Annotated in this window: 17 protein-coding genes; 12 read left to right on the top strand and 5 right to left on the bottom strand. The window is 66.6% G+C overall.

Annotated features, from left to right (window positions below; translation table 11 throughout):
• The first annotated feature begins 5 nt into the window (after positions 1–5).
• Positions 6–1,859 carry a TRAP transporter large permease subunit gene (locus tag N2602_RS29645; protein ID WP_260380272.1) on the top strand — a complete coding sequence of 618 codons (1,854 nt, stop codon included), beginning with the start codon at positions 6–8 and terminating at the stop codon, positions 1,857–1,859.
• Positions 1,860–1,871: 12 nt separating this feature from the next.
• On the top strand, positions 1,872–2,849 hold the full coding sequence (locus N2602_RS29640; protein ID WP_260380271.1) for a hydroxyacid dehydrogenase: 978 nt from the start codon (positions 1,872–1,874) through the stop codon (positions 2,847–2,849).
• A gap of 6 nt (positions 2,850–2,855) precedes the next feature.
• Here N2602_RS29640 and N2602_RS29635 read toward each other — a convergent pair whose 3' ends face one another.
• Positions 2,856–4,022 carry an ABC transporter substrate-binding protein gene (locus tag N2602_RS29635; RefSeq protein WP_260380270.1) on the bottom strand — a complete coding sequence of 389 codons (1,167 nt, stop codon included), beginning with the start codon at positions 4,020–4,022 and terminating at the stop codon, positions 2,856–2,858.
• A gap of 287 nt (positions 4,023–4,309) precedes the next feature.
• On the opposite strand from N2602_RS29635, the gene N2602_RS29630 reads away from it, so the two are divergent.
• The 4 genes from N2602_RS29630 to rpsU all read left to right on the top strand — a co-directional run bounded on the left by N2602_RS29630 (position 4,310) and on the right by rpsU (position 11,512).
• Positions 4,310–6,739 (top strand): EAL domain-containing protein, encoded by a 2,430-nt coding sequence (locus N2602_RS29630; protein WP_260380269.1) that lies wholly within the window; start codon positions 4,310–4,312, stop codon positions 6,737–6,739.
• Positions 6,740–6,827: 88 nt separating this feature from the next.
• Entirely contained in the window at positions 6,828–8,123 is a 1,296-nt protein-coding gene (locus tag N2602_RS29625; protein WP_260380268.1) for an MFS transporter, read from the top strand.
• A gap of 159 nt (positions 8,124–8,282) precedes the next feature.
• Positions 8,283–10,925 carry an EAL domain-containing protein gene (locus N2602_RS29620; protein WP_260380267.1) on the top strand — a complete coding sequence of 881 codons (2,643 nt, stop codon included), beginning with the start codon at positions 8,283–8,285 and terminating at the stop codon, positions 10,923–10,925.
• 311 nt (positions 10,926–11,236) lie between these two features.
• Positions 11,237–11,512, top strand: coding sequence for a 30S ribosomal protein S21 (gene rpsU, locus N2602_RS29615; protein ID WP_025038058.1), 276 nt, complete (start codon positions 11,237–11,239; stop codon positions 11,510–11,512).
• A gap of 101 nt (positions 11,513–11,613) precedes the next feature.
• On the opposite strand, the gene N2602_RS29610 is transcribed toward rpsU, so the two are convergent.
• From N2602_RS29610 to N2602_RS29600, 3 genes are all read right to left on the bottom strand, one after another.
• Positions 11,614–11,892, bottom strand: coding sequence for a DUF1488 domain-containing protein (locus N2602_RS29610; protein WP_172787463.1), 279 nt, complete (start codon positions 11,890–11,892; stop codon positions 11,614–11,616).
• Positions 11,893–11,970: 78 nt separating this feature from the next.
• Entirely contained in the window at positions 11,971–12,267 is a 297-nt protein-coding gene (locus N2602_RS29605; protein ID WP_172787462.1) for a hypothetical protein, read from the bottom strand.
• Entirely contained in the window at positions 12,264–12,527 is a 264-nt protein-coding gene (locus N2602_RS29600; protein WP_260380266.1) for a hypothetical protein, read from the bottom strand. The genes N2602_RS29605 and N2602_RS29600 overlap by 4 nt, the downstream gene beginning before the upstream one ends.
• 372 nt (positions 12,528–12,899) lie before the next feature.
• Here N2602_RS29600 and N2602_RS29595 point away from each other — a divergent pair, with 372 nt between their 5' ends.
• Together N2602_RS29595 and N2602_RS29590 are read left to right on the top strand one after the other, a co-directional pair.
• On the top strand, positions 12,900–13,226 hold the full coding sequence (locus tag N2602_RS29595) for a hypothetical protein (protein WP_175421736.1): 327 nt from the start codon (positions 12,900–12,902) through the stop codon (positions 13,224–13,226).
• A gap of 353 nt (positions 13,227–13,579) precedes the next feature.
• Positions 13,580–14,545 carry a helix-turn-helix domain-containing protein gene (locus tag N2602_RS29590; RefSeq protein ID WP_260380265.1) on the top strand — a complete coding sequence of 322 codons (966 nt, stop codon included), beginning with the start codon at positions 13,580–13,582 and terminating at the stop codon, positions 14,543–14,545.
• Here N2602_RS29590 and N2602_RS29585 read toward each other — a convergent pair.
• Entirely contained in the window at positions 14,542–15,153 is a 612-nt protein-coding gene (locus N2602_RS29585) for a TetR/AcrR family transcriptional regulator (protein ID WP_260380264.1), read from the bottom strand. The genes N2602_RS29590 and N2602_RS29585 overlap by 4 nt on opposite strands.
• A gap of 130 nt (positions 15,154–15,283) precedes the next feature.
• Between N2602_RS29585 and N2602_RS29580 the strand changes: the two genes are divergently transcribed.
• The 4 genes from N2602_RS29580 (at position 15,284) to N2602_RS29565 (ending at position 22,059) form a co-directional block, all read left to right on the top strand.
• Positions 15,284–16,513, top strand: coding sequence for a cytochrome P450 (locus N2602_RS29580; RefSeq protein WP_260380263.1), 1,230 nt, complete (start codon positions 15,284–15,286; stop codon positions 16,511–16,513).
• A 131-nt stretch (positions 16,514–16,644) separates the two neighbouring features.
• Positions 16,645–20,319, top strand: a complete 3,675-nt coding sequence (locus N2602_RS29575) for an AsmA-like C-terminal region-containing protein (protein ID WP_260380262.1) — start codon at positions 16,645–16,647, stop codon at positions 20,317–20,319.
• Positions 20,320–20,666: 347 nt separating this feature from the next.
• Positions 20,667–21,785, top strand: a complete 1,119-nt coding sequence (locus tag N2602_RS29570) for a DUF2336 domain-containing protein (protein WP_172787456.1) — start codon at positions 20,667–20,669, stop codon at positions 21,783–21,785.
• Between the two features lie 31 nt (positions 21,786–21,816).
• The gene (locus tag N2602_RS29565; protein WP_172787455.1) at positions 21,817–22,059 is read left to right on the top strand and encodes a hypothetical protein; all 243 of its coding nucleotides are present in this window, start codon (positions 21,817–21,819) and stop codon (positions 22,057–22,059) included.
• The last annotated feature ends 38 nt before the right edge of the window (positions 22,060–22,097 follow it).

Here is a 22,097-nt window from a genome sequence, read left to right as displayed (position 1 = left end):
TGGCCATGTCAGCCGCCGTGCCCCTCTCGGGCGGCCGCCATGGCAGCATCACCTTGCTGCTTCGCGTCAGCGACGCGATCGCGGCCGTCCTGCTCGCCGCCGATCTCGTGGTCGTCTGCGCCTCCGTGCTGCTGCGCTTCTTCTTCAACGCGCCGGTCGAATGGTCCGACGACGTCGCGCGCGGCCTGATGGTCGGCTCGGCCTTCTTCGGCGCGGCGAGCGCGCTCGCGCGCGGCGAGAATGTCGGCGTCTCCTTCTTCCGCGATCTCTTGCCGGTGCGGCTGCGTTCGCTGGTCGATGCCGCAAGCGCGCTGCTGATCGTGCTGATTTCCGGCTACGTCGCCTACAACGCGATCAAGCTGGGCTCGCTCACCGCCGGCCAGACCACCGGCTCCGGTCTGCCGCTGGAGCTGACCTTCTATCCCATGGGGATCGGCGCGCTGTTCATGACGGTGTTCGCAATCGATCATCTCTGCGCGAGGCCGCTGCCCGATATCGCGAGGGGACTCATCGCGATCCTCGTCGTGACGGGCCTCTACCTCGCCTGGGATTATCTGTCGCCATCCTCGGTGCCGTCGGCGGGCACCCTGATGATGATCGGCTTCTTCGCCACCCTGTTCGGCGGATTGCCGATCGGCTTTGCGCTGGCTCTGGCCGCGCTGATCTTCATCTGGGTCGAGGGCGCACTGCCCGGCGTGATCTTTGCCCAGCAGATGGCGCGCGGCATCGACAATTTCGTCCTGCTCGCGATCCCCTTCTTCATCCTTGTCGGCTATCTGATGGAAGCCAACGGCATGTCGGTGCGGCTGATCGAGCTGTTGCAGCGTGCCGTGGGCCGCATGCGCGGCGGCCTCAATGTCGTGATGGTGGCCTCGATGGTGCTGTTCTCGGGTATCTCCGGCTCGAAGATGGCCGACGTCGCCGCGGTCGGCTCGGTGCTGATCCCGGCTGCGCGGCGCTCCAAGCAGAACCCGGGCGGCGCGGTGGCGCTGCTTGCGGCCTCGGCGGTGATGGCGGAGACGATCCCGCCCTGCATCAACCTGATCATTCTCGGCTTCGTTGCCAACCTGTCGATCGGCGGCCTGTTCGTCGCAGGGCTGCTGCCGTCGGCGCTGATGGCGCTGGTGCTGATCGCGGTGTCCATCATCTTCGGCAAACGGCCGGACAAGGTCGAGGATGTCGAGCCGCAGATGCCGGTGTCGGGGCTGTGGAGCGGCGCGATCGCATCCTTCGGCCTGATCTTCATGATCTTCCTCGGCTTCAAGAGCGGCTTTGCCACGGCGACGGAGATCTCGGCCTTCGCGGTGGCCTATGCGCTGGTCGTCGGCAGCGTGGTCTTCCGCGAGCTCGGCTTCAAGACCGCCGCGCACAGTTTCGTGCAGGCGGCGACGCGTGCGGGGTTGGTGCTGTTCATCGTCGCCGCCGCGCAGTCATTGGCGTTCACCCTGACTTTGCAGCAGGTGCCGCATGCGGTCGGCGACTTCATGCTGGGTCTCTCCAAGACCTCCGGCGTCTGGCTGTTCATCCTCTTGGCGATCGCCGTCCTGATCGTGATGGGCTCGGTGCTGGAGGGCGCGGCCGCGCTGATCATCTTCGGGCCGCTGCTGCTGCCGGTCGCGGTGCAGCTCGGCGTCGATCCCCTGCATTTCGGCGTCGTGCTCGTCATCGCAATGGGTATCGGCCTGTTCGCGCCGCCGCTCGGGCTCGGTCTCTACGGCGCCTGCCTGATCGGCAACGTGCCGATCGAGCAGACGGTGAAGCCGATCATGGGCTATCTTGGTCTCTTGTTCCTCTGCCTGCTCGTCATCGCCTTCGTGCCATGGCTCTCGACCGCGCTGCCGCGGGCATTCGGCTATTGAAGGAGTCCTGTCGTGAAGGTCCTGCTCGCGCATACCCCGGAGATGCGGCGCAATTACTATGGCGATCGCAGCCTGAACGGCCTTCGCGCGGCCGCCGAGGTGATCCTGCACCAGGGGGATGAGCCGCTGGACGCAGCCAGCCTGGTGCGCGCCGCGAAGGACGCCGACATCATCGTTGCCGATCGCATGACGGAAGGGCGCGGCGAGATCTTTGCGCAATTGCCGCGCCTGCGAGCGTTCGTCCGCTGCGCTGTCGACATCCGCAACGTCAACGTGGATGCAGCGTCGCAAGCCGGCGTGCTGGTGACCCGCGCCGGGCCCGGCTTCGTGCAGGCCGTGGCCGAGCTCGCGCTCGGCTTCATGGTCGACCTCTCCCGCGGCGTATCGCGGACCACGGCGGATTATCAGGCCGGCCGCAAGGCTGAGGCACGGATGGGCCGCCAGCTCGCCGGCAGTCGGATCGGCATCATCGGCTACGGCAGCATCGGGCGCTACCTCGCCGAGATCGCAAAAGTGCTGCGCATGGACGTGCTGGTCTCCGATCCCTTTGCGACAGTCAGCGATGCCGCGATCCGCCAGGTCGGTCTCGACGAGCTCCTCGCAGCCTCGGACTATGTCATCTGCCTCGCCATCGCCAACGAGCAGACCGAGAACCTGATCGGGGAGGCGGCGCTGGCGCGCATGCAGAAGCACGCCGTCTTCATCAATCTCTCGCGCGGCAATCTCGTCGACGAGGTCGCCCTGGCACGCGCGCTGCGTGAGGGCCGCATCGCCGGCGCCGCCATGGATGTCGGGCGCGCGCCCGATCAGATGCCGACGCCCGAGCTTGCCAAGCTGCCGAACGTCGTCGCCACGCCGCATGTCGGCGGCCTGACGCCGCAGGCCATCGAATACCAGTCGCTGGAGACCGTGCGGCAGGTCGAGGCCATCGTGAGGGGAGAAATTCCGCAAGGCGCGGTCAACGCCGATCGCTGGACGCGGCGGCCGTGAAGAGCCCTAAAGCCGGTCCACGGCCTTGAACGTACCGTCCTTCTGGATCACCGTCAGGAACACCTTCGGCGGCGTGTCGAGCATGCGTGTGCCGACGGTGAAGAGGCTGCCGCTGATGTCGAAGCGGCCGGTATCGTTGATGGCGCGCAGCAGGCTTGCGCGCGTCGGATTGGGGCCGGCCTTTTCCAGCGCCGCGGCCGCGAGGCGGCCGGACAGATAGCCTTCCAGCGACACGAAATCAGGCGTCAGCGTCGGATCGAACGCCTTCTGCGCCGCCTGATAGTCGGCGACCAGCTTGAGCGAGCGGTCCCATGGAAACGGCACGACCTGCGAGACGATGACGCCTTCGCCCTCAGGGCCGAGTTCCGCCGCGAGCGCAACGGCGCCGACGAAGGAGATGTTGACGAAGGTTGGACGGGCGCCGCTGCGGTGGGCGAGCTTGATGAACTCCGCGCACGGTCCGTAGGTCCCGACCATGACGATGGCTTCCGGGTCGGCGCGCTTGATCATGCGCCAGGCCTGGACGACCGCGCGGGTGTTGCGCTCGAACGTGCCTTCGGCGGCGAGCTCGAGGCCGCGCTTGGCGAGCGCACGCTTGACGCCGACAAGCCCGTCGCGGCCGAAGGAATCGTCCTGGTAGAAGATGCCGATGCGCGTGAACTTGCGATCCTTGGTGAGGTGCTTGATCCAGGCCTCCGCCTCCGCGCCGTAGCTCGCGCGGATGTTGACGACGTTCGGAAGCTCGAGGTCGCGCAAGAACTCGGCGCCGGTGAACGGGCCGATGAAGGGAACGTTCCTGGCGCTGGTGATCGGGATCGTCGCCATCGCGGTCGGCGTGCCCACCGCGCCGATCAGCGCGAACACCTTGTCGTCGTCGATCAGGTGCAGCGTCTGCGCCACCGAACGGTCGGGGTCGTAGCCGTCGTCGCGGCTGATGAGCTGGAGCTTGCGGCCGTGGACGCCGCCTTTGCCGTTGATCTCGGTGAACGCGGCGACGATGCCTTGCCGCATGCGCTGTCCGAGCGCAGAGGAGGGGCCCTCCAGCGCCGCGGCCTGGCCGAACAGGATCGCATCCTCGCTGATGCCGGCCTCGTTACCCCTCGCCGCAACCGTGGTCGCGGCCAGAAGCGCGACGGTCAGGACGACGGAGCTCGCTGATCGAAATCGATGCATCGGAGGCTTTGCCGGATCGTTGGAAGAAATCTTGCGCAACGTAACGCGCGAGCCTGAATAGCTTGCTAAGCGGCACGACGCAGAAAGGCCGTAGTACACCGGGTAAAACCGGTAACTTATGTCCATAACGCCGGGATCGCTCGCGCACTTCGTTAACTAGTTTCCGCATTGCGGAACGACCAATTTCCAAAATTGTGCAGTTCTTAACCGCGATCTTGTTCCGATAGCGGCGCCGGCACCTCAACCAGAGGTTCGGTTCGTCGCGGAGAGGGGACGGCGGCTTAAAGATGGGCGGTCGCGATCAGAACGATCAGGATCGGAGACGGAGAGGCGGATGGTGGCGAGCCGCGCCGCTGCTCGGGCTCTATCGCCCTGCGCTCGTCGCGGTCGGCGTCGGCCTGCTGTTCTCGATCGTGGGCGCCGCCGCCGTCGCGCGGTGGGAAGATCGCGTCAACAGGATCGAGTTCGAGAACGCGGCCGAGACCCAGGCGATCGTCATGCAGAACGGCATGAACGAGTACATATCGAGGCTTCTCGCGCTGCGCACCCTGTTCGAATCGACCAACGAAGAGGTCACCCGCAGCGAATTCGAGACCTTCAGCGCCCGTCTGTTCGAGCGTCATCCCGGCGCGCTGCGCATCTCCTGGTTGCCGCGCGTCAACCGCAAGGAGCGCACGGAGTACGAGACAGCGGCGATCCGGGACGGCGTGTCGGGCTATCAAATCAAGTCGCTGCAGGGCGAGACCTTCTTCACCGCGCCGCAGAGCGACGAATATATTCCGGTGTTCTACTCGACCGAGCCGAAGACCTCGCTGGTCTACGGCATGGATTACATGACCGTTCCGGAGCGCCGGTCGATGCTGGAGCGTGCGCGTGACAACGACCGCGTGGTCGCCGTGCGCACGCCCCTGTTCGGGCCGAGAGACGGCGACCGGCTGTCTTATGTTCTCGTCGCCATTCCCGTCTATGCCAAGGGCACCTCGCGCGAGGAGATCGCGGACCGGCGCCGCAATCTCGCCGGCTTCGTGGTCGGCATCTTCGATCTGCCGCTGCTGATCCAGTCCATTCGTGTGACCACCGGAGCCAGCCCCGCGGTCAGCATGACGGTCTTCCCGCCCTTCGCGGCGCAGATCGTCAGCCTGGAGCAGATGCTGCCGGACTATTCGTCGTCCGCCGTGGCGTTGCGGTCGATGCGGGACATCGCGCGGACCCTGCACTGGTCGGGCAGTCTCAAGATCGGCGATACCGATTGGCAGGTGCGGGCGGTTCCGACCGCCGGCGGTCCGCTGGCGACGACTTACGACCGCGCGGTCGCGGTCCTCGTCGTTGGCATGCTGCTGACGCTGTCGCTGTCGACCTATCTGATGCTCGCCAGCCGCAATTCGCGGCGGCTGTCGCTGGCGAACCGGCGGGTGCTCGAGCTTGCCCAGACCGACATCCTCACCGGATTGCCGAACCGCGCCTTCTTCCTCACCCGGCTCGACGAGATGAACGGACAGTTGAGCGTGAGGGGCCTGCCCTTCGCGATCCTGATGCTCGACCTCGACCGCTTCAAGAACGTCAACGATTCTCTCGGTCACGCGGCCGGCGATGCGCTGCTGCGCCAGGTGGCGCAGCGGCTGAAATCCGCGTTGCGCGCCGACGACGTGCTGGCGCGGCTCGGCGGTGACGAATTCGCCATCATCCAGGAGGCCGGCGAGGACCAGCGCGCCTGCTCGACCGAGCTGGCGGCACGGATCGCCAAGCTCGTGAGCGAGCCGTTCCTGCTGCCCGGCCACCGCGTCGAGATCGGCACCAGCATCGGCATCGCGATCGCGCCGGATCATGGCAGCGATCAGGAGCAGCTCCTGAAGAAAGCGGATCTGGCGCTCTATCGCTCGAAATCGGCCGGCCGCAACTGCTTCACGATTTATGATGAAGCGATGTCGGCCGAGCTGGAGGCCCGCAACACGCTGGAAGGAGATCTGCGCGACGCCATCGCGCGCTGCCAGCTGGAGGTACACTACCAGCCGTTCGTCGATGCCCTCAGCGGCGAACGACGCGGCTTCGAGGCGCTGGTGCGCTGGCGGCATCCGACGCGCGGCCTGATCCCGCCGGACCAGTTCATTGCGCTTGCGGAGGAGACCGGGCTGATCGTGCCGCTCGGCGAATTCGTGCTGCGGCGCGCCTGCGCGGACGCGGCCGGCTGGCCCGCCGATCTCACGGTCGCCGTCAATTTGTCGCCGATCCAGTTCAAGGAAGCCGAGCTGTTCGAAATGATCTGCGCGGCGCTCGCCGATTCCGGCCTGCCGCCGCAGCGGCTGGAGATCGAGATCACGGAATCCGTGCTGCTGGAGCGCGGCAGCGAGAACCACGCCTTCATGGAGCGGCTGAAGCAGCTCGGCGTCGAGCTCGCGCTCGACGATTTCGGCACCGGCTATTCCTCGCTCAGCTACCTGACCGCGTTCCCGTTCGACAAGATCAAGATCGACAAGTCGTTCATTCGCAACCTGACCCAGCAGCCGCGCTCATCCGCCATCATCTCCTCGATCGTGACGCTGGCGCGCGGACTGGACATGTCGGTCACCGCCGAAGGCGTCGAGACGCGCGAGGAGTTCGACCGGCTGAAGGCGCTCGGCGTCAATTTTGCGCAAGGCTATCTGTTCGGCCGGCCGCATCCGATCGAGCGGATCCTGTTCGACGCGCCGGTCAAGTCCTCACGGCTCGACGCCGCCTGAGCGCGCGCGAGGCATGCGCGAAAAGCGCTTGACCCAGGCATCCCCGGATGGTCCGAAGAACCGTCCAGGGATGAAACAAGCACACAACATGCGGCTTCCTTTCTTCTACGGCTGGGTCGTGGTCGCCGTGACCTTCGTCACCATGGCGATCGGCGTCAACGCGCGCACCGCCTTTTCGCTGTTCTTTCCACCCATCATCGCCGAGTTCGGCTGGGAGCGCGGCGTCACCGCGGGCGCCTTCTCGTTCGGCTTCGTGGTGTCGGGCGCGGTCAGCCCGCTGATCGGCCGCCTGATGGATCGCGCCGGCCCGCGCGCGGTGATGGAGCTCGGGGTCGTGCTGATGGGCGGCGGCCTGCTGCTGGCGCCGCTGACCAGCGCGCCCTGGCACCTCTATGTCACCATCGGCGTCATGGTCGGCGCCGGCAGCGTCTGTCTCGGCTATTCCGGCCAATCGCTGTTCCTGCCGAACTGGTTCATCCGCAAGCGCGGCTTCGCCATCGGCATCGCCTTCGCCGGCGTCGGTATCGGCTCGGTGACGCTGCTGCCATGGGTGCAGCACATGATCGAGCAGACCGGCTGGCGCACCGCCTGCACCGCGATGGGCCTGCTCGTCCTGATCGCGCTGGCGCCGATCAACCTGCTGCTGCACAAGCGCCCCGAGGACATCGGGCTCCAGCCGGATGGCGATGCCGCCCCGGCCGCAGGCGCGGCAAGGCCGGTCTCCAACGTGGTCGATCCCGTCTGGGTCAACACCGACTGGACGCTGCAGCGCGCCGTCGCGACCGCGCGGTTCTGGTGGATCGCGCTCGGCTATTTCTGCGGCCTGTACATCTGGTACGCGGTGCAGGTGCACCAGACCAAATTCCTGCTCGACGTCGGCTTCAGCTCCAGCGTTGCGGTGTGGGCACTCGGCATGGTCAGCCTGCTCGGCATTCCCGGCCAGATCGTGCTGGGGCATGTCTCCGACCGCATCGGCCGGGAGTGGGTGTGGGCAATCAGCTGTGCGGGTTTCGTCGTCTGCTTCGCCGCGCTGATCGCGCTGAGATATCAAGCTTCACTCTGGCTGGTTTATCTGATGGTGTTCACGCAAGGCGCGCTGGGCTACGGCCTCACTTCGATCATGGGCGCGGTGGTGTTCGAGATCTTCCAGGGCAGGCATCAGGGCAGCATCTTCGGCACGATCATGCTCGCGGCGCTGGCGGGCGGTGCGGCCGGACCGTGGGTGACCGGCTTGCTCTACGATCGCGCCGGCGACTACACGCTGGCTTTCGCCGTCGCGATGGTCGTGAGTGGAATGTCGGCTCTCGCGATCTGGCGGGCGGCGCCTGGGAAGGTGCGGGCGGTCGCCGGCCGGCTGCACAAGCTCAAAACGGATTCCCGATAGGTTCCGTACACATCAAGATATCTGCAGCGTTTTCGCCGAGCGTTAAGCATGTCACGTCTTGCTGCAACGCGACCGGAGCGCAAAAAAACATCTTGGACACCATCGGAGCGCTAGCCTCGGCGGATTGCCGCTCCTTCCCGACGCCTTCCGGGTTTGACGATGTCCGCCTCCGATTGTCTTCTGACCGAAATGCCGGACGTGCTGCGCGCAGTCCTCGAACGTGCTGAAGATGCCGTCGTCATCGTCGATGACGCGCATCGCATCACGCACTTCAATTCCGCCGCGGAGCGAATCTGGAAGCTTGCCGCCACCGAGGTGCTCGGCCGGGATGCCGCCGTCCTCAACCTCGATTGCCTCTGGATCGGCACGGCCGCCGATTTCCGCGACGAGATCAGCCTCGTGCGTCGCGATGGCAGCCGCATCAGGATGATGGTGTCGGTGTCCTCGGCGATGATCGGCGGGACGACCCATCACATCGTGTTCGCGCGCGACGTCACTCTCGATGCCGAGCGCCGCGTCAGGATCGGTCTGCTCAATGCCGTCTCGGACCAGACCAACCGGGCGGTGATCATCACCGACGTGGAGCAGAACATCGTCTATGTCAACTCGGCGTTCACGGCGCTGTTCGGCTACACCAACGCCGAGGCGGAGGGCCGCCGCGCTGGCGAGCTCATCGCCGGCCGCCACACCGATCGCAGGGTGGTCGCCAGGCTCGTCAAGCGCCTGAAGCGCGGCGGGCCTCGCGGCGAGGCCGAGGTGCTCGTCTACGACCGGAACGGCGAGGAGATCTGGGTCTGCGCCCGGATCGATGCCTTTCGCGACGGCAAGGGCCGGGTCAAGCACATCTTCGCGCTGCTCGAGGACATCACCGAGACCAAGCAGCTGCGCTCGCTTCAGCAGCTCATCATGGGCGCGCTCGCCGACGAGGTACCGATCGGCGAGATCGCCGACCGGCTGTGCCGCCGCGTCGAGGAGATCGCACCCGACGTCGTCTCTTCGCTGCTTCACATCGACGCCGCCGGCCTGGTTCATCCGCTCGGTGGCCCCAGCCTGCCTGAGGACTATTCCCGCGCGCTGGACGGCGTTGCGATCGGTCCCAATGTCGGCTCCTGCGGCAGCGCGGCCTTCCATGGCGTGCCGGTTCTGGCCGAGGATCTCGACACCGACCCGCGCTGGCAGCCCTACAAGGCGATGCCGCTCGCGATCGGCCTGCGCGCCTGCTGGTCGACCCCGGTCAAGGCCAAGGACGGGCGCGTCATCGCCACCTTCGCCTTCTACTATCGTGAGCCGCGCGCGCCGAGCAACTGGCACCGACGCATCGTCGAGGCTTGCGTCGATCTCGGCGCCTTCGCGATCGAGCGCAAGGAGGCGCGCGCCGAGATCGCGCGGCTCGCCTATCACGACATCCTCACCGGCCTGCCGAACCGCGCCCAGCTGCGGCACCTGATCACCACGGCGATCGATGCCTGCCCGACCGGCAGCCATGTCGCGCTGGCCTTCCTCGACGTCGATCATTTCAAGGACGTCAACGATACGCTGGGTCACGCCGCCGGCGACGAGCTCCTGGTCCAGCTCGCGCAGCGCCTGCGCGAGCATATCGGCCCCGGCGACATGCTGGGGCGGCTCGGCGGCGACGAGTTCGTCATCCTGCTGCCGCAACGTAACGCCGAGGCTGCCGAGCGCGTCGCGGCTGACATCTCCGAGGCGCTGGCGCGGCCGCTGCGGCTCGGATCGAAGCTGATGCCGATGTCCGCCAGCATCGGCATCAGCCTCTATCCCGATCACGCCACCGACATCGACACATTGATGCAGCAGGCGGATGCCGCCATGTACATGGCCAAGCAGGCCGGACGCTCGACGCATCGCATCTTCAGTGCCGAGATGAGCGTGCTCGCCGAGCAGCGGCTGGCGCTGATCGCGGCGCTGCGCCGCGCCGTCGCGGAAGGCGCGCTGAGCCTCAGCTACCAGCCGCAGATCCGCAGCTGCGACGGCGCGATCCACGGCGTCGAGGCGCTCGCGCGATGGCGCGATGCCGTGCTCGGCGACGTCTCGCCGGCAAAGTTCATCCCGCTCGCCGAAGAATGCGGGCTGATCGAGCAGATCGGGCTGTGGTCCGTGCGCGAGGCCTGCCGCCAGATGGCGAGCTGGCGCCGCGCCGGGCTCAACATCCCCTGCGTCTCGGTCAACCTGTCGCCGATCAATTTCCGCAACGTCACGCTGGCCGCGCGGCTCAAGGACATCCTGGCCGAGCACGAACTGCCGCCGGACGCGCTGATGCTGGAGATCACCGAAGGCACGTTCATGCAGGACGGCGCCGCAGCGCTGGAGACGATGAACGCGATCCGCGAGCTCGGCGTCGGCCTCTCGGTGGACGATTTCGGCACCGGCTATTCCAGCCTCAGCCGACTCGCGCATCTGCCGATCCGCGAGCTCAAGATCGACCGCAGTTTTATGCGCGACATCGAGCGTGACGCGGGCGCGCTCGCGATCGCCACCGCCGTCGTGCGCGTCGGCCAGGGCCTCGGCATGAGCGTGGTCGCCGAGGGCGTCGAGACCGAGGGGCAGCGCAACACGCTGGCCGCGCTCGGCTGCGACATCGTCCAGGGCTTCCTCTACGCTCCCCCGCTGCCGCCGGTCGCCTTCGAACGCTGGCTGATCGAGCATTGCGCCGAGCAGGCGAGGGCGATGCTGGGGCGGCTGGACCTGGCGGCGGCGGGCAAAGCTGCAGTGAAGCGTTCGGCTTCTTGCTGCTCATCGTTCACCGGATCCGCAAGGACTAAACCCGCTCAATCCAGGGATTGAGCGGGCAAAGCAACCGTTCCAGTACATCCGTGAAACGGAGCAACGATCTCGAGCCAGCGGTGGTTCTTCTGTTCCGATCACGGCGGTTTGCGTCTGTCCGTCGATCTGCGAGCAGGGGGTTATCGATTGACAGCGCAGCACGACGGTGGTCAGGTGACACCACCAAGCCGCTCGCTGTGACATGCAGATCGGGCTCGTCCGAAGCCGCGACGAATGTCGCGCCACTATCCTCACACATCGCAATGAAGCTCCTGCGCAATTGGCTGCCCTGCAGGACGTATCGCATTCGCAGCCCGAGCCAGGAGGATCAATTGCACGTACTCGTCAGAGACAACAATGTTGAGCAGGCGCTCCGCGTTCTCAAGAAGAAGATGCAGCGCGAGGGCGTCTTTCGGGAAATGAAGCAGCGACGGTCCTACGAAAAACCGTCCGAGAGAAAGACCCGCGAGAAGTCCGAGGCCATTCGCCGCGCCCGCAAGCTCGCTCGCAAGCAGGCGATCAGGGAAGGGTTGCTGCCCGCGCCACCGAAGAAGAAACCTTTCGAGCGCAAGCCGCCCTTGCCGGAGATCAAGGCAAGGCCGGAGTAGCGACGACCTGCTTTCCGGATTTCACGCCATGCTGCGTCAGCCGTGACGCCGTAGAAAAGCCCGACCAAGCGTCGCACGCTGTCTTGCTCGTGGCTGAGATCCTATCGCCTGAAATCGATGCCTCGCAGCACGATGCCCGGCGGGGTGCCTTCGAATTCTGTGGCGCGATACTTGCTCGCGGCGCACGCTTCGATGCGATCCCGTAGACGGGCGAATTGGGCTTCCCGTTGCTCGGGCCTGACTTGCGGGCCCTGCTCGAGATCGTCCATCGCCGAGGTCGAGATCGCGCAAGGAATCTCCCGGGCGCCGTCATGCATCGAGAACCGTACGATCATCCGGTCGTATTCATGGCCGATGAAGCGGCCGCTGGTCAGTGTCATGGCTTACTCCATTGCACGTCGGTTTCCTGGCGCGTTGGCGCCAGCATGCGCGTAGAATGCAGGCAGCCGTCGCTCGGCTCAGCCGTCCCCGGACAGCCTTGCGAAATCGTCGAACAGCGCCGACACGAGCGCACGGTGGCGCGTGTCCTCGGCAGGCAGGCTTGCAGCATAGAGGTTGAGCAGATGGCGCGCCTTCACCGCGGCCTCCGGCCAGGATGCGGCCGGCACGGTCATCATGCGGTGCTCGAGATCGGCCTCGCGCTCGCGCAGCTCTCTGACATGGGCCTCCACCTCGGCTAGCGCGCGGCGCAGGTCGGTGGCCTTCTGCGCGGCCATGCCACGGTGCTTATCGAGGTCGACAGGCTGGTCAGTCATTGGTCATTGCTCGCGTCCGCAGCTTGCGCATTCGCAAGATCGACGGAGCCGATCGACAGTCTTTCCATGGTACCGCGCGCACCCTCGGCGGGCACGGTGATCATCGTGGCAATCCGGCGATAGGCGGCGAAGGTCAAGCCGTCGATCGTCTCCTCGTCCGTGACAACCTCATAGGCGCCCGCCGGCAAGATGCGCTCGATGCCGCGGATCTGGAACGGATGCCTGAATATGACGGTCTCTCGCCGCGAGCGGATGGTCATGCAGCCTGCCTTTCGCAAGTGAAGCCCCAACCGGTGCCGGCTGCTTGCGAGCATGCGCCTTTGCCGCGGCAATAGCCAGCACTATCGTCTGCGCACCGGCCAGCGATCAATGTCACGGAGCGACGGCAGTCCGCGACGCACTTAACGCTCGCTATTGGTTCGGCACGGGCGTAGGGTCGCCGTCATCACCGCGCTTCTCAACGGCATCGACCGGTGACTGAGGGTCACGTGTGCTCCCGCCGAAGGCTTCGCAGGAGCGTTCGATGTCGCGTGTACGCATCTCGGAATGGATCGTGCCGCCGGTGATCGTTCCGCTGTTTCTTCTGCTTCTCGTGTGCGCCGCTGCGGTCCTCAATGGCTAGGACAATACGCGTGCCGTATCTGGTCAGCGGCACGAACGAATACGGTAGCTCAAATCTCGGCCGCGGAACTGCGACGGTCGCGCTGCGTCTCGCGGAGAAGCTGCTGCGCGAGGGCTACATGGACGTCAGGGTCTGCACCCCGCGCGGCCGTGTCCTGCAGCCCAATGAATTCGACGAACTCAAACCAGCAAGGGAGAGCGACATGGCAAAGGGCCAGCAACGTGGCAACCGCGAAGCCAAGAAGCCGAAGAAGGAAAAGGCCAAGGTCATTGCCGCGGCCCCGTCCCGCAAGGACGCCGCCTGGCAACCGGATTTCGGATCTGCGAAGAAGAAGTAAGGAGGAGCTGCCGCCGAGCAGGGGGCGAGACAGCGCAAGGCGGCGCAGGCGCAGGTGATCGACTGAGCGTTGCCGGCTGTCGTGATGGCCTCGATGGGCCTGCGCGCGTTGTCACAAGCGCGCGAGATGGGGCGGGGGCGAGCTGGGCAGACGTCGAACGACAGCGCGCCAGCGCCATTGGAATCCGTTGAGATCTCTCGTGAAAACGTCTTGCGACGACAACGGCGGCGGGGAGTCGCGCGGCCGCCATTGCCATGTGCGAGTCTGGACCGTCGCTTGCCGATGTCGGATAATTGGGCGTGATCTGGCGGCGGCGCTCAGCTCCCAGTCTCCTCACATCCGAGATTGATCCCATGGCACACGGCGCCCTCGCGCAGAAGCTCGAACGATTCCTGCATTTGAAGGATGCGCCGCCGACGCTGGTGACGCGTTCGCTGCGCAGCGCCGAGCTCGCGGTCACCGAAACCCGGGACGACCATCCCGTGACGCGGCTTTCCGAATCGTTGCCTGCGGAAGACGCCTATCTCGTCAGCGTCAAGCTCCGCGATTTCGTCGATTGCGAGTGCTGGGAGCGCGGCCGATGCGTGATCAAGAACGACATCCGCGCCGGCGCCACTTATCTGTACGACCTGAAGCGCGACCCGCGTTACGTCATCGACAAGCCCTTCCATTCCCTGTTCTTCCATCTGCCCCGTTCGGCGTTGGACGACATGGCGAGGCAGAGCGGCGCGGGGCCGATCGGTGAGCTCGCCTATCAGCCCGGCATCGGCCACGACGATCCGACCATTCGCCATCTCGGCGCGTCGCTCCTGGCGGCGTTGCGGCGGCCTGACGAGGCCAACCAGCTCTTCGTCGACCACATGATGCTCGCGCTCACGGCCCATGTCGTGGCGACCTATAGCGGGTTGCGGCGCGCCGAGCCGGTGCGCGGCGGCCTTGCTCCGTGGCAGGTGAAGCGGGCTTGCGAAAGGCTGGAGTCAGATCTCCGCGGCAAGCTCTCGCTGGAGCAGATTGCCGCCGAGTTCGATCTCTCCGTCAGCCATTTTTCGCGCGCCTTTCGCGTCTCCACCGGCCTGCCGCCGCACCAATGGCTGCTGCGCCAGCGCGTGGACACGGCCAAGCAGTTGATGACGGTACGCGACCTGTCGCTGGCGGAGATCGCGGTATCGGCCGGCTTCGCCAATCAGAGCCACTTCACCCGCGTGTTCTCTTCGCTCGTCGGCATCAGCCCGGGAACGTGGCGCCGTGAACGAGCGGCAACCGCTCTCGATGCCAGAGACAGCGGCGCGGCTGCGTCGCCCGCTGCAGGCATCCGCTAGACTGAAGCCAATCCCGTCCTGCGCCTGAGATCCGTGAGCGCGCGCAGGAAACTGTCGGCCGGTGTCGTCTCGGGATCGATCAGGCGGTGCAGGCGAAAGCCGTCTTCCAGCGCGAGCACGATCGCGGCCATCCAGGGCGGACCCAGATTGTGGTTGCGTCCGTCGCTCTTCAGCGTCGCTTCGATGATGTCGGCGACCAGCTTGCGCCGCGCGCGCAGGCGTTTGGCAAGTTCCGGCCGGCGCTTCTCGGCGCGCGCGACGAACAGGATCATCTCCATGTGGAGCAGGGGCGAGCGGCCGAGCGGATCCTGCCGGCTGCGGTCCATCGTCTTCAGCGCCGCGATGAAATCGTCGAGATTGTCGTGCTGCGCCAGGATGTCCATGTTGCGCCGGATCGACTGCGCGACATGGTCCTCGAGCATGGCGATGATCAATTCGTCCTTGCTCGCAAAGTTCGAATAGAACGCGCCGCGGGTGAAGCCCGCCGCCGCCGCGATCGCCTCGATGCTGGCGCCGCCGATGCCGTCCTCCTCGAACACGCGCGCCGCCGCCTCGAACAGCCTGTCGCGCGTGTCGTCTCTGGTCGGCCTGGTTCTCACCCTTGACATCGGCGCAGCTTAGGGCAGAATGCAACTCGATACAACAATGTATCGAGTTGATAATTTACAGGGATGGTTACGCCGGGCGATGGGGCAGCCTTGCGTATGCGTGTCATGCGGCAACCGATCCGAGGTCACCATGAACGAGCAAGTGCAACCCGCTGGCGGACCGCTGTTCAACCCGCTCTCGCCGGATTTCATCCGCGACCCCTATCCGCATTATGAACGGCTGCGCACGCTCGATCCGATCCACCTGACGCCGTTTGGCCAGTACGTCGCCAGCCGCCACGCCGAGGTCAGTGTCGTGCTGCGTGACAAGCGCTTCGGCAAGGATTTCGTCGAGCGCTCCAGGCGCCGCTACAGCGACAGGATCATGGACGAGCCGGTCTTTCGGAATTTGGGCCACACGATGCTGCAGGCCGACCCGCCGGATCACACCCGTTTGCGCGGGCTCGTGGTCAAGGCCTTCACCGCACGGCGCGTGGAGGACATGCGTCCGCGAATCCAGGAGATCGTTGATCATGCCATCGATGCCGTGATCGAGCGCGGTCAGATGGACCTGATCGCGGATTTCGCGTTCCGTCTGCCGGTCACGATCATCTGCGATATGCTTGGTATCCCGGAAGAGCACCGCGAGGCGTTCCACAAGGGGTCGAGCGATGGCGTGCGCATCTTGGATCCTGTCCCCATGACGCCGGACGAGATCAAGCAGGGCAACGCACGCAACCTGATGGCGCAGATGTATTTCCAGCAGTTGTTCGAACTGCGTCGCCGCAATCCGGGAGACGACCTCACGACCCAGCTCGTGCTGGCCGAGGAGGACGGCAACAAGCTCACCAACGAGGAATTGATCGCGAATATCATGTTGCTGTTCGTGGCCGGCCACGAGACCACCGTCAACCTGATCGGCAACGGCCTGCTCGCGCTCCACCGCAATCCGGATCAGCTTGCGCTCCTGAAAGCGCGGCCGGAGCTGATGACGAACGCGATCGAGGAGTTCCTGCGCTATGATTCTTCGGTGCAGATGACCGGCCGCGTCACGCTGGAGGAGATCGAGGACCTCGGCGGCGTGAAGATCCCCAAGGGTGAGACCGTGCTGTGCCTGCTCGGCTCGGCCAACCGCGATCCCGCGATCTACCCGGATCGGCCTGACCGGCTGGACGTCACCCGGGCAAACGTCAAGCCGCTGTCGTTCGGCGGCGGCATCCATTTCTGCCTGGGGGCCCAATTGGCGCGCATCGAGGCCGAGATCGCCATTGCCACGCTGCTCCGGCGGCTGCCGGATTTGCGCATCGACGATGTCGAGACCCCGGAATGGCGGCCGACCTTCGTGCTGCGCGGGCTGAAGCGGCTGCCGGCGAGCTGGTGAGGGCACGCGCGTTAACCTCCGCGCGCAACAGTCGCTGTGACTTCGCCATACTTCCCCCTATATAAGGGGCTGTTCCGGCGCGCCTGAGGCCCTCAGCTTCGGCCCGGGCCGGTTTGGCCGAGGGGAGACCCGTGCAGACGACGCTGCTCGGATTGGCGATTGCCTTCATCATTGCGCTGCTGGCCGCGCTGATCGGGCCTTACTACATCGACTGGAACCAGTTCAGGCCCCAGTTCGAGGCGGAGGCCGGCAAGATCATCGGCGTACCGGTGCGGGTGGCGGGCGAGCTCGACGCACGGCTGCTGCCGGCGCCGACGCTGCGGCTGCGCGCCGTCACCTTCGGCGGCAACAACGATCTCGGCCGCCTGCGCGCCGACAAGCTCGACGTCGAGTTCAGCCTCGGCTCCCTGATGCGCGGCGAATGGCGCGCCACCGAGCTCACGGTCGGCGGCATGGCAGTCGATCTCGGCCTGGACGCACGCGGGCGGGTCGATCTGCCGTCGACCGCGAGCGGCACCTTCAACCTGGCGTCCCTCGCCATCGAGCGGCTGAACCTCACCGGCCGCATCGCTCTTCACGACGCCGCCAGCCGCTCGACGCTGGAATTGAACGACATCGCCTTCTCCGGCGACGTGCGCTCGCTCGCAGGGTCGGTGCGGGGCGACGGCAGCTTCAGCGCGCGCGGCGTGCGCTACCCGTTCCGCGTCTCCTCCGGCCCCAGCGCCGACGGCAGCGCGACCCGTCTCCACCTCAACATCGATCCCGGCGAGCGCGCCATCCTCGCCGATCTCGAAGGCGTGCTCGCCTTCGACAATCGCCAGCCGAAATTCGAGGGCGCGCTGACGCTCGCCGTGCCCGCGGTTAAGAAGGCGGGCGAGGCGGGGCCGACACCCTGGAAGCTCGCGACCAGGCTCAAGGCCGATCCGGCCGGCGCGAAATTCGAGCAGATCGATGCGAGCTTCGGCGCGGAGGACACCGCGCTGAAGCTCGGCGGCGTCGGCGATATCAGGTTTGGCGCCTCGCCCTTGCTGCGCGCGGTGCTGTCGGCGCGGCAGGTCGATGCCGACAAGCTGACCGCCAGGGACGATGCCGATCCGCAGCGCGTCCTGCCGGCACTGCGCGCAGGGCTGGCGGCGATCCCGCAGGTGCCGATCCCGGCACAGATCGAGTTCAATGCCGATCAGATCATGCTCGGTAGCCGTCCGCTCCAGAACATCGCGGCCGAGCTTGCGACCGACGGCAGGTCCTGGACCTTTCGGCGGCTCGAGCTGCGCGCGCCCGGCATGACGCAGCTCTCGCTCAATGGCGCGGCTCCCGGCGCCGACAGTTTCAGCGGCCGGCTCAGCGTCGAGTCCTCGGATCCCGACACGCTGGTGGGCTGGTTGCAGGGCCGCAGCGAGATCAACCGCCGCAGCACGCGGCCGCTGCGCCTATCCGGCGACGTCACCATCGCCGCCAATCATCTCGCCATCGACAGGCTGAAGGCCGACATCGACGGCGGCGCCGTCGAAGGCCGCATCGCCTTCGTGCAAACCGGCCCAAGCAAGGGCTCGCGGATCGATGCGGACCTCAGGGCCGATCGGCTCGACCTCGATGCCGCCGCGAGCTTCGTGCGCGCGCTGGCGGGGCCGCAAGGCGAATGGCCGGAGGAGGCAAAGCTCGCGCTCGATATCGGCCGCGCCATCTCGGCCGGCCAGGAGCTGCGGCCGTTCGCAGCCAGGCTCGCCTACAGCCCGGCGTCGCTGTCGCTGGAGCAGCTGCGTTTCGGCCAGGCCGGCGGCGTGACCACGGAGGCCAGCGGCAGCTTCGACCGCGCCAAGGCCACCGGCAAGCTCGCGCTGAAATCCTCGGCCAATTCGCTGCGCGAGCTCACCGGGCTGATCGAGCCGTTCGCGCCCGCGATGCGCGCGCGCCTCGATGCGCTTCCGTTTTTGCCCGGCGCGACCCGTCTCAAGCTCGATCTCAGCCTCGACAAGAACGCCGAGCAGGCCGATCGCAGCAATGCCCGCGTCGTGCTCGACCTCGACGCACCGCAGCTCAAGACCACGGCGACCCTGGCCGCGCAGACCCCGGCGGCCGCCATCGGCGGCATCGACCTCGAACGCCTGCGCAACAGCGACTTCACGCTGGAGGCGAAAGTCGCGGCGCCGCAGGCCGGCACCCTGTTGGCCCTGTTCGGGCTCGACCGCATCGTGGCCCCGGGCGGGGGCGCCACGCAATTCGAAGGCCGCTTGAGCGGGGCCTGGCGCCGTCCCTTGCAATTGAACGCAAAGCTCAGCGGCGGCGGGCTCGATGCGGACGCGCAAGGCAGCATCGAATTGTCCGAGCCCAAACCGTCCGAGCCCAAATCGTTCGAACCCAAATTGTTCGATCCCAAATCTTTCGACACGAAGGCGAGCGTGAACCTGCGCGTGCGCAACGCCAATCTGGCGCCGCTGCTCGGGACCAGACCGGCCGACAAGTCGGCGCAGAATGTCAGCCTGTCCTCCCGCCTCACGCTCTCCGGCAATCGCCTGACCTTCGGCGATCTCGACGGCAATGCCGCGGGCTCGCATCTGCGCGGCCATGTTGCGGTGACGCTCGATCAGGACAAGACCGTCGACGGCGAGGTCGGGCTCGACGCGCTCGATCTGGTGCCGGCGCTCGCCGTCGCGGTCGGCGCGGCCGGTCATGAGTCCGGCGACCCGCTCAGCGCCGGACTGGTCAGCGGCTGGCGCGGCCGCATCGCCTTCCAGGCCTTGCGCGGAACGTTGCCCGGCGGCATCGAGCTGCGCCCCTTCGGCGGCGTGATCCGGAGCGACGGCCAGTCGTTCGCACTCGATGCGCTCAAGGGCGGCGTCGGCGGCGGCGAAATGTCAGCAAGCCTCGACGCGCGCAATGGCGCGGCTGGTCTTGCGCTGAACGCGCGCATCGAGCTCAGCAATGTCGATGCGTCGGCGCTGCGCTATCGCGACCTCGCGCTGCCCAAGGGGCGCGCCTCGGTGCAGATGGCGCTGACCAGCCAGGGCCGCAGCGTCGTGGCCCTCACCGGTGCGCTCGCCGGCAACGGCACGGTGACGCTCGAATCCGCGGAGATCGCCGGCCTCAATCCGCGTGCGTTCGAGATCGCCATCCGCGCCAGCGACGGCGGTCAGGTCAACGACGACAACCGGCTGCGGCAGCTCGTCGAGCCCGCGCTGTCGGCGGGGCGCATTGCCGTGCCCTCGGCGCAGATTCCGTTCACGATCCGCGACGGCCGCCTGCGGGTTGGCGCAACGCCGCTGGAAGCGAAGAATGCCCGCGCCATCGTCTCCGGCGGCTACGACATTCCCGCTGATCAGGCCGACATTCGCGCCAGCCTGACGCCGATCATGACCGGGCTCTCCGGCGCTCCGCCGGAGATCCAGCTGTTCGCGGCAGGCCCGCCCGACAGGCTGAGCCGCACCATCGACCTCGCGCCGCTGTCGTCGTGGCTTGCTGTGCGCACGATCGATCGTGAGACGCGGCGGCTCGACGCCATCGAGCGCGGCGAGCCGCCGCCGGCCACCGCTGCGCTGCCGACACTGGTGTCTCCGGAGATAGCGCCCGAGCAGGCGCCGGCCAATGTGCCGTTGCCGGGCCAGGATCCGCGCCGCGCGCCGGCAAAGCCCAAGGTGGCGCCGACCCCGAAGGCTCCGCAGGCGGCGCCCGCCGCGCCGAGCCCGCCGCTTGCCAGCCAGCAACTCGCACCGCTCCCGCCGCCGATCGACGTAAAGCCGGCCCCGGGCCCGCCGCCCGCCAAGCCCAGGCCGAAGCCGCCGCTGGTGCTGACCCCGCAAAATCCTTGAGCAGATTGGTTTGCGCGAATTGGGCCGCGGGCTCGCTCACCTCTCCCGCTTGCGGGAGACGTCGCGCCGAAGGCGCGGGTGAGGGCTTTCTCCTCTAGGGGAAAGTCCCAACACCCTCTCCCCAACCCTCTCAAGCGGGAGAGGGAGCGCACCTCCTGCACAGCATCTTCCCCGCCTCTTAACCCATTCCCTCGCATTTGAACGAATTCTCGTCGGCAAAACTGATTTGCTGGTTTTACTGAATTCTCGCGTTTCATCTCTAGCGTTGGTTCCCAGAGGAATTCGGCGTCGCGCCGCGAGCGGCGGGACGGCTCGCCAAAGGGCTGCCAAGAACTGGGGTTATCGAGATGAACGGGGCGAAATCGCTTCTGCAGGATCTGGACGACGCGATCGCGCGCGGCACCGACGAAAGCCGGGCGCGCGCATTGTGGCATGCGACCGACATCCTGATCACCGGCCGCTACAGCGACGACGAGATCAGCATGTTCGGCGAGGTGATCGGCCGGCTCGCCGACGAGATCGAGGTGGCTGCGCGCGCGCAGCTCTCCGAAGTGATGTCGGCCTGCGATCACGCCCCGCTCAACGTCATCGAAAAGCTCGCCCTCGACGACGAGATCGCGGTCGCCGGTCCCGTGCTGCGCGATTCCAATCGCATCGACGAGAAGATGCTGGTCGAGAGCGCCATGACCAAGGGCCAGGCGCATCTGCTGGCGATCTCCCAGCGCCAGTCGATTGGCGAAGCCGTGACCGACGTGCTGGTCAAGCGCGGCAACCAGGAGGTCGTGACCTCGGTCGCCAAGAACGAGGGCGCGCGCTTCTCCGGCTCGGGCCTGCTGCACATGGTCCGCCGCGCCGAGGGCGATTCGATCCTTGCCGAGCAGCTCGGCCTGCGCAAGGACGTGCCGCGCCACATCTTCCAGCAGCTGATCGCGAAGGCCTCCGAAGACGTCCGCCGCCGCCTCGAGGTCGAGCGGCCCGAGATGATGTCGCAGATCCAGAGCTCGGTGACCGAGGTCACCGGCGATCTCCAGTCCAAGTTCGGCCCGTCCTCGCGCAGCTATTTCGTCGCCAAGCGCGTGGTCACGACGCAGTATCGTCAGGGCAATCTCAACCAGGATTCGATCTCGAACTATGCCCGCCAGCACCGCTTCGACGAGGTGCAGATCGGCCTGTCGCTGCTGTCGGCGCTGCCGGTCGACGTGATCGAGCGCGCCTTGATGGACCGCAACCGCGAGATGATCCTGGTGCTGTGCAAGGCCCTCGACTTCTCCTGGGACACGACGATGTCGCTGCTGTTCCTCGGCGCCAAGGATCATCTGATCACGGCGCGCGAGCTCCAGGACAACGAGCGCGAGTACGGCCGGCTCAAGATCGAGACCTCGCGCAGCATTCTGAAGTTCTATCAGTCGCGCAAGACCGGCGCGGGTGCCGATGCGGGCCGTCAGCCCGAGCTTCAGGTTCACTGACAGGTCCACTGAGGACAGGGGAGTATCTGCAATGTTGCCTCAATTCGGCACCGCCGTTCGCAAGAAGAATCCGGCCAATGCCGCCAGCGCCGATCTCGGCGGCGCGGCTCCGGACAAGGCCTCGGTGGACGCCGCCTGGCTCGTGCTCGAAGCCGCCAACGATCTCGGCGACCACGCCGCGGTCGACGCCTGCCGCCGCGTCATCGACGCCGAGCTGAACGGCACCGTGGCCCGCAGCGCGGACGTCGATCTCGTGCTGGGGTATTTCCGGTAAGGCTCCTGAGATCACCGAGTGGCCTGGACAGAGCGCAG

The organism is Bradyrhizobium sp. NC92 (genome assembly GCF_025200865.1).
Taxonomy (GTDB): Bacteria; Pseudomonadota; Alphaproteobacteria; order Rhizobiales; family Xanthobacteraceae; genus Bradyrhizobium.
Note: the sequence above shows the minus strand (reverse complement) of the source record. Positions and strands in the feature narration are given on the sequence as shown.

Coding starts and splice junctions, on each gene's coding strand:
- N2602_RS29630 (WP_260380269.1), top strand. CDS start 4,310: ATGGGCGGTCGCGATCAGAACGATCAGGATCGGAGACGGAGAGGCGGA.
- N2602_RS29635 (WP_260380270.1), bottom strand. CDS start 4,022: ATGCATCGATTTCGATCAGCGAGCTCCGTCGTCCTGACCGTCGCGCTT.
- N2602_RS29620 (WP_260380267.1), top strand. CDS start 8,283: ATGTCCGCCTCCGATTGTCTTCTGACCGAAATGCCGGACGTGCTGCGC.
- N2602_RS29610 (WP_172787463.1), bottom strand. CDS start 11,892: ATGACACTGACCAGCGGCCGCTTCATCGGCCATGAATACGACCGGATG.
- N2602_RS29605 (WP_172787462.1), bottom strand. CDS start 12,267: ATGACTGACCAGCCTGTCGACCTCGATAAGCACCGTGGCATGGCCGCG.
- N2602_RS29570 (WP_172787456.1), top strand. CDS start 20,667: ATGAACGGGGCGAAATCGCTTCTGCAGGATCTGGACGACGCGATCGCG.
- N2602_RS29625 (WP_260380268.1), top strand. CDS start 6,828: ATGCGGCTTCCTTTCTTCTACGGCTGGGTCGTGGTCGCCGTGACCTTC.
- N2602_RS29590 (WP_260380265.1), top strand. CDS start 13,580: ATGGCACACGGCGCCCTCGCGCAGAAGCTCGAACGATTCCTGCATTTG.
- N2602_RS29565 (WP_172787455.1), top strand. CDS start 21,817: ATGTTGCCTCAATTCGGCACCGCCGTTCGCAAGAAGAATCCGGCCAAT.
- N2602_RS29645 (WP_260380272.1), top strand. CDS start 6: ATGTCAGCCGCCGTGCCCCTCTCGGGCGGCCGCCATGGCAGCATCACC.
- N2602_RS29585 (WP_260380264.1), bottom strand. CDS start 15,153: ATGTCAAGGGTGAGAACCAGGCCGACCAGAGACGACACGCGCGACAGG.
- N2602_RS29600 (WP_260380266.1), bottom strand. CDS start 12,527: ATGACCATCCGCTCGCGGCGAGAGACCGTCATATTCAGGCATCCGTTC.
- N2602_RS29580 (WP_260380263.1), top strand. CDS start 15,284: ATGAACGAGCAAGTGCAACCCGCTGGCGGACCGCTGTTCAACCCGCTC.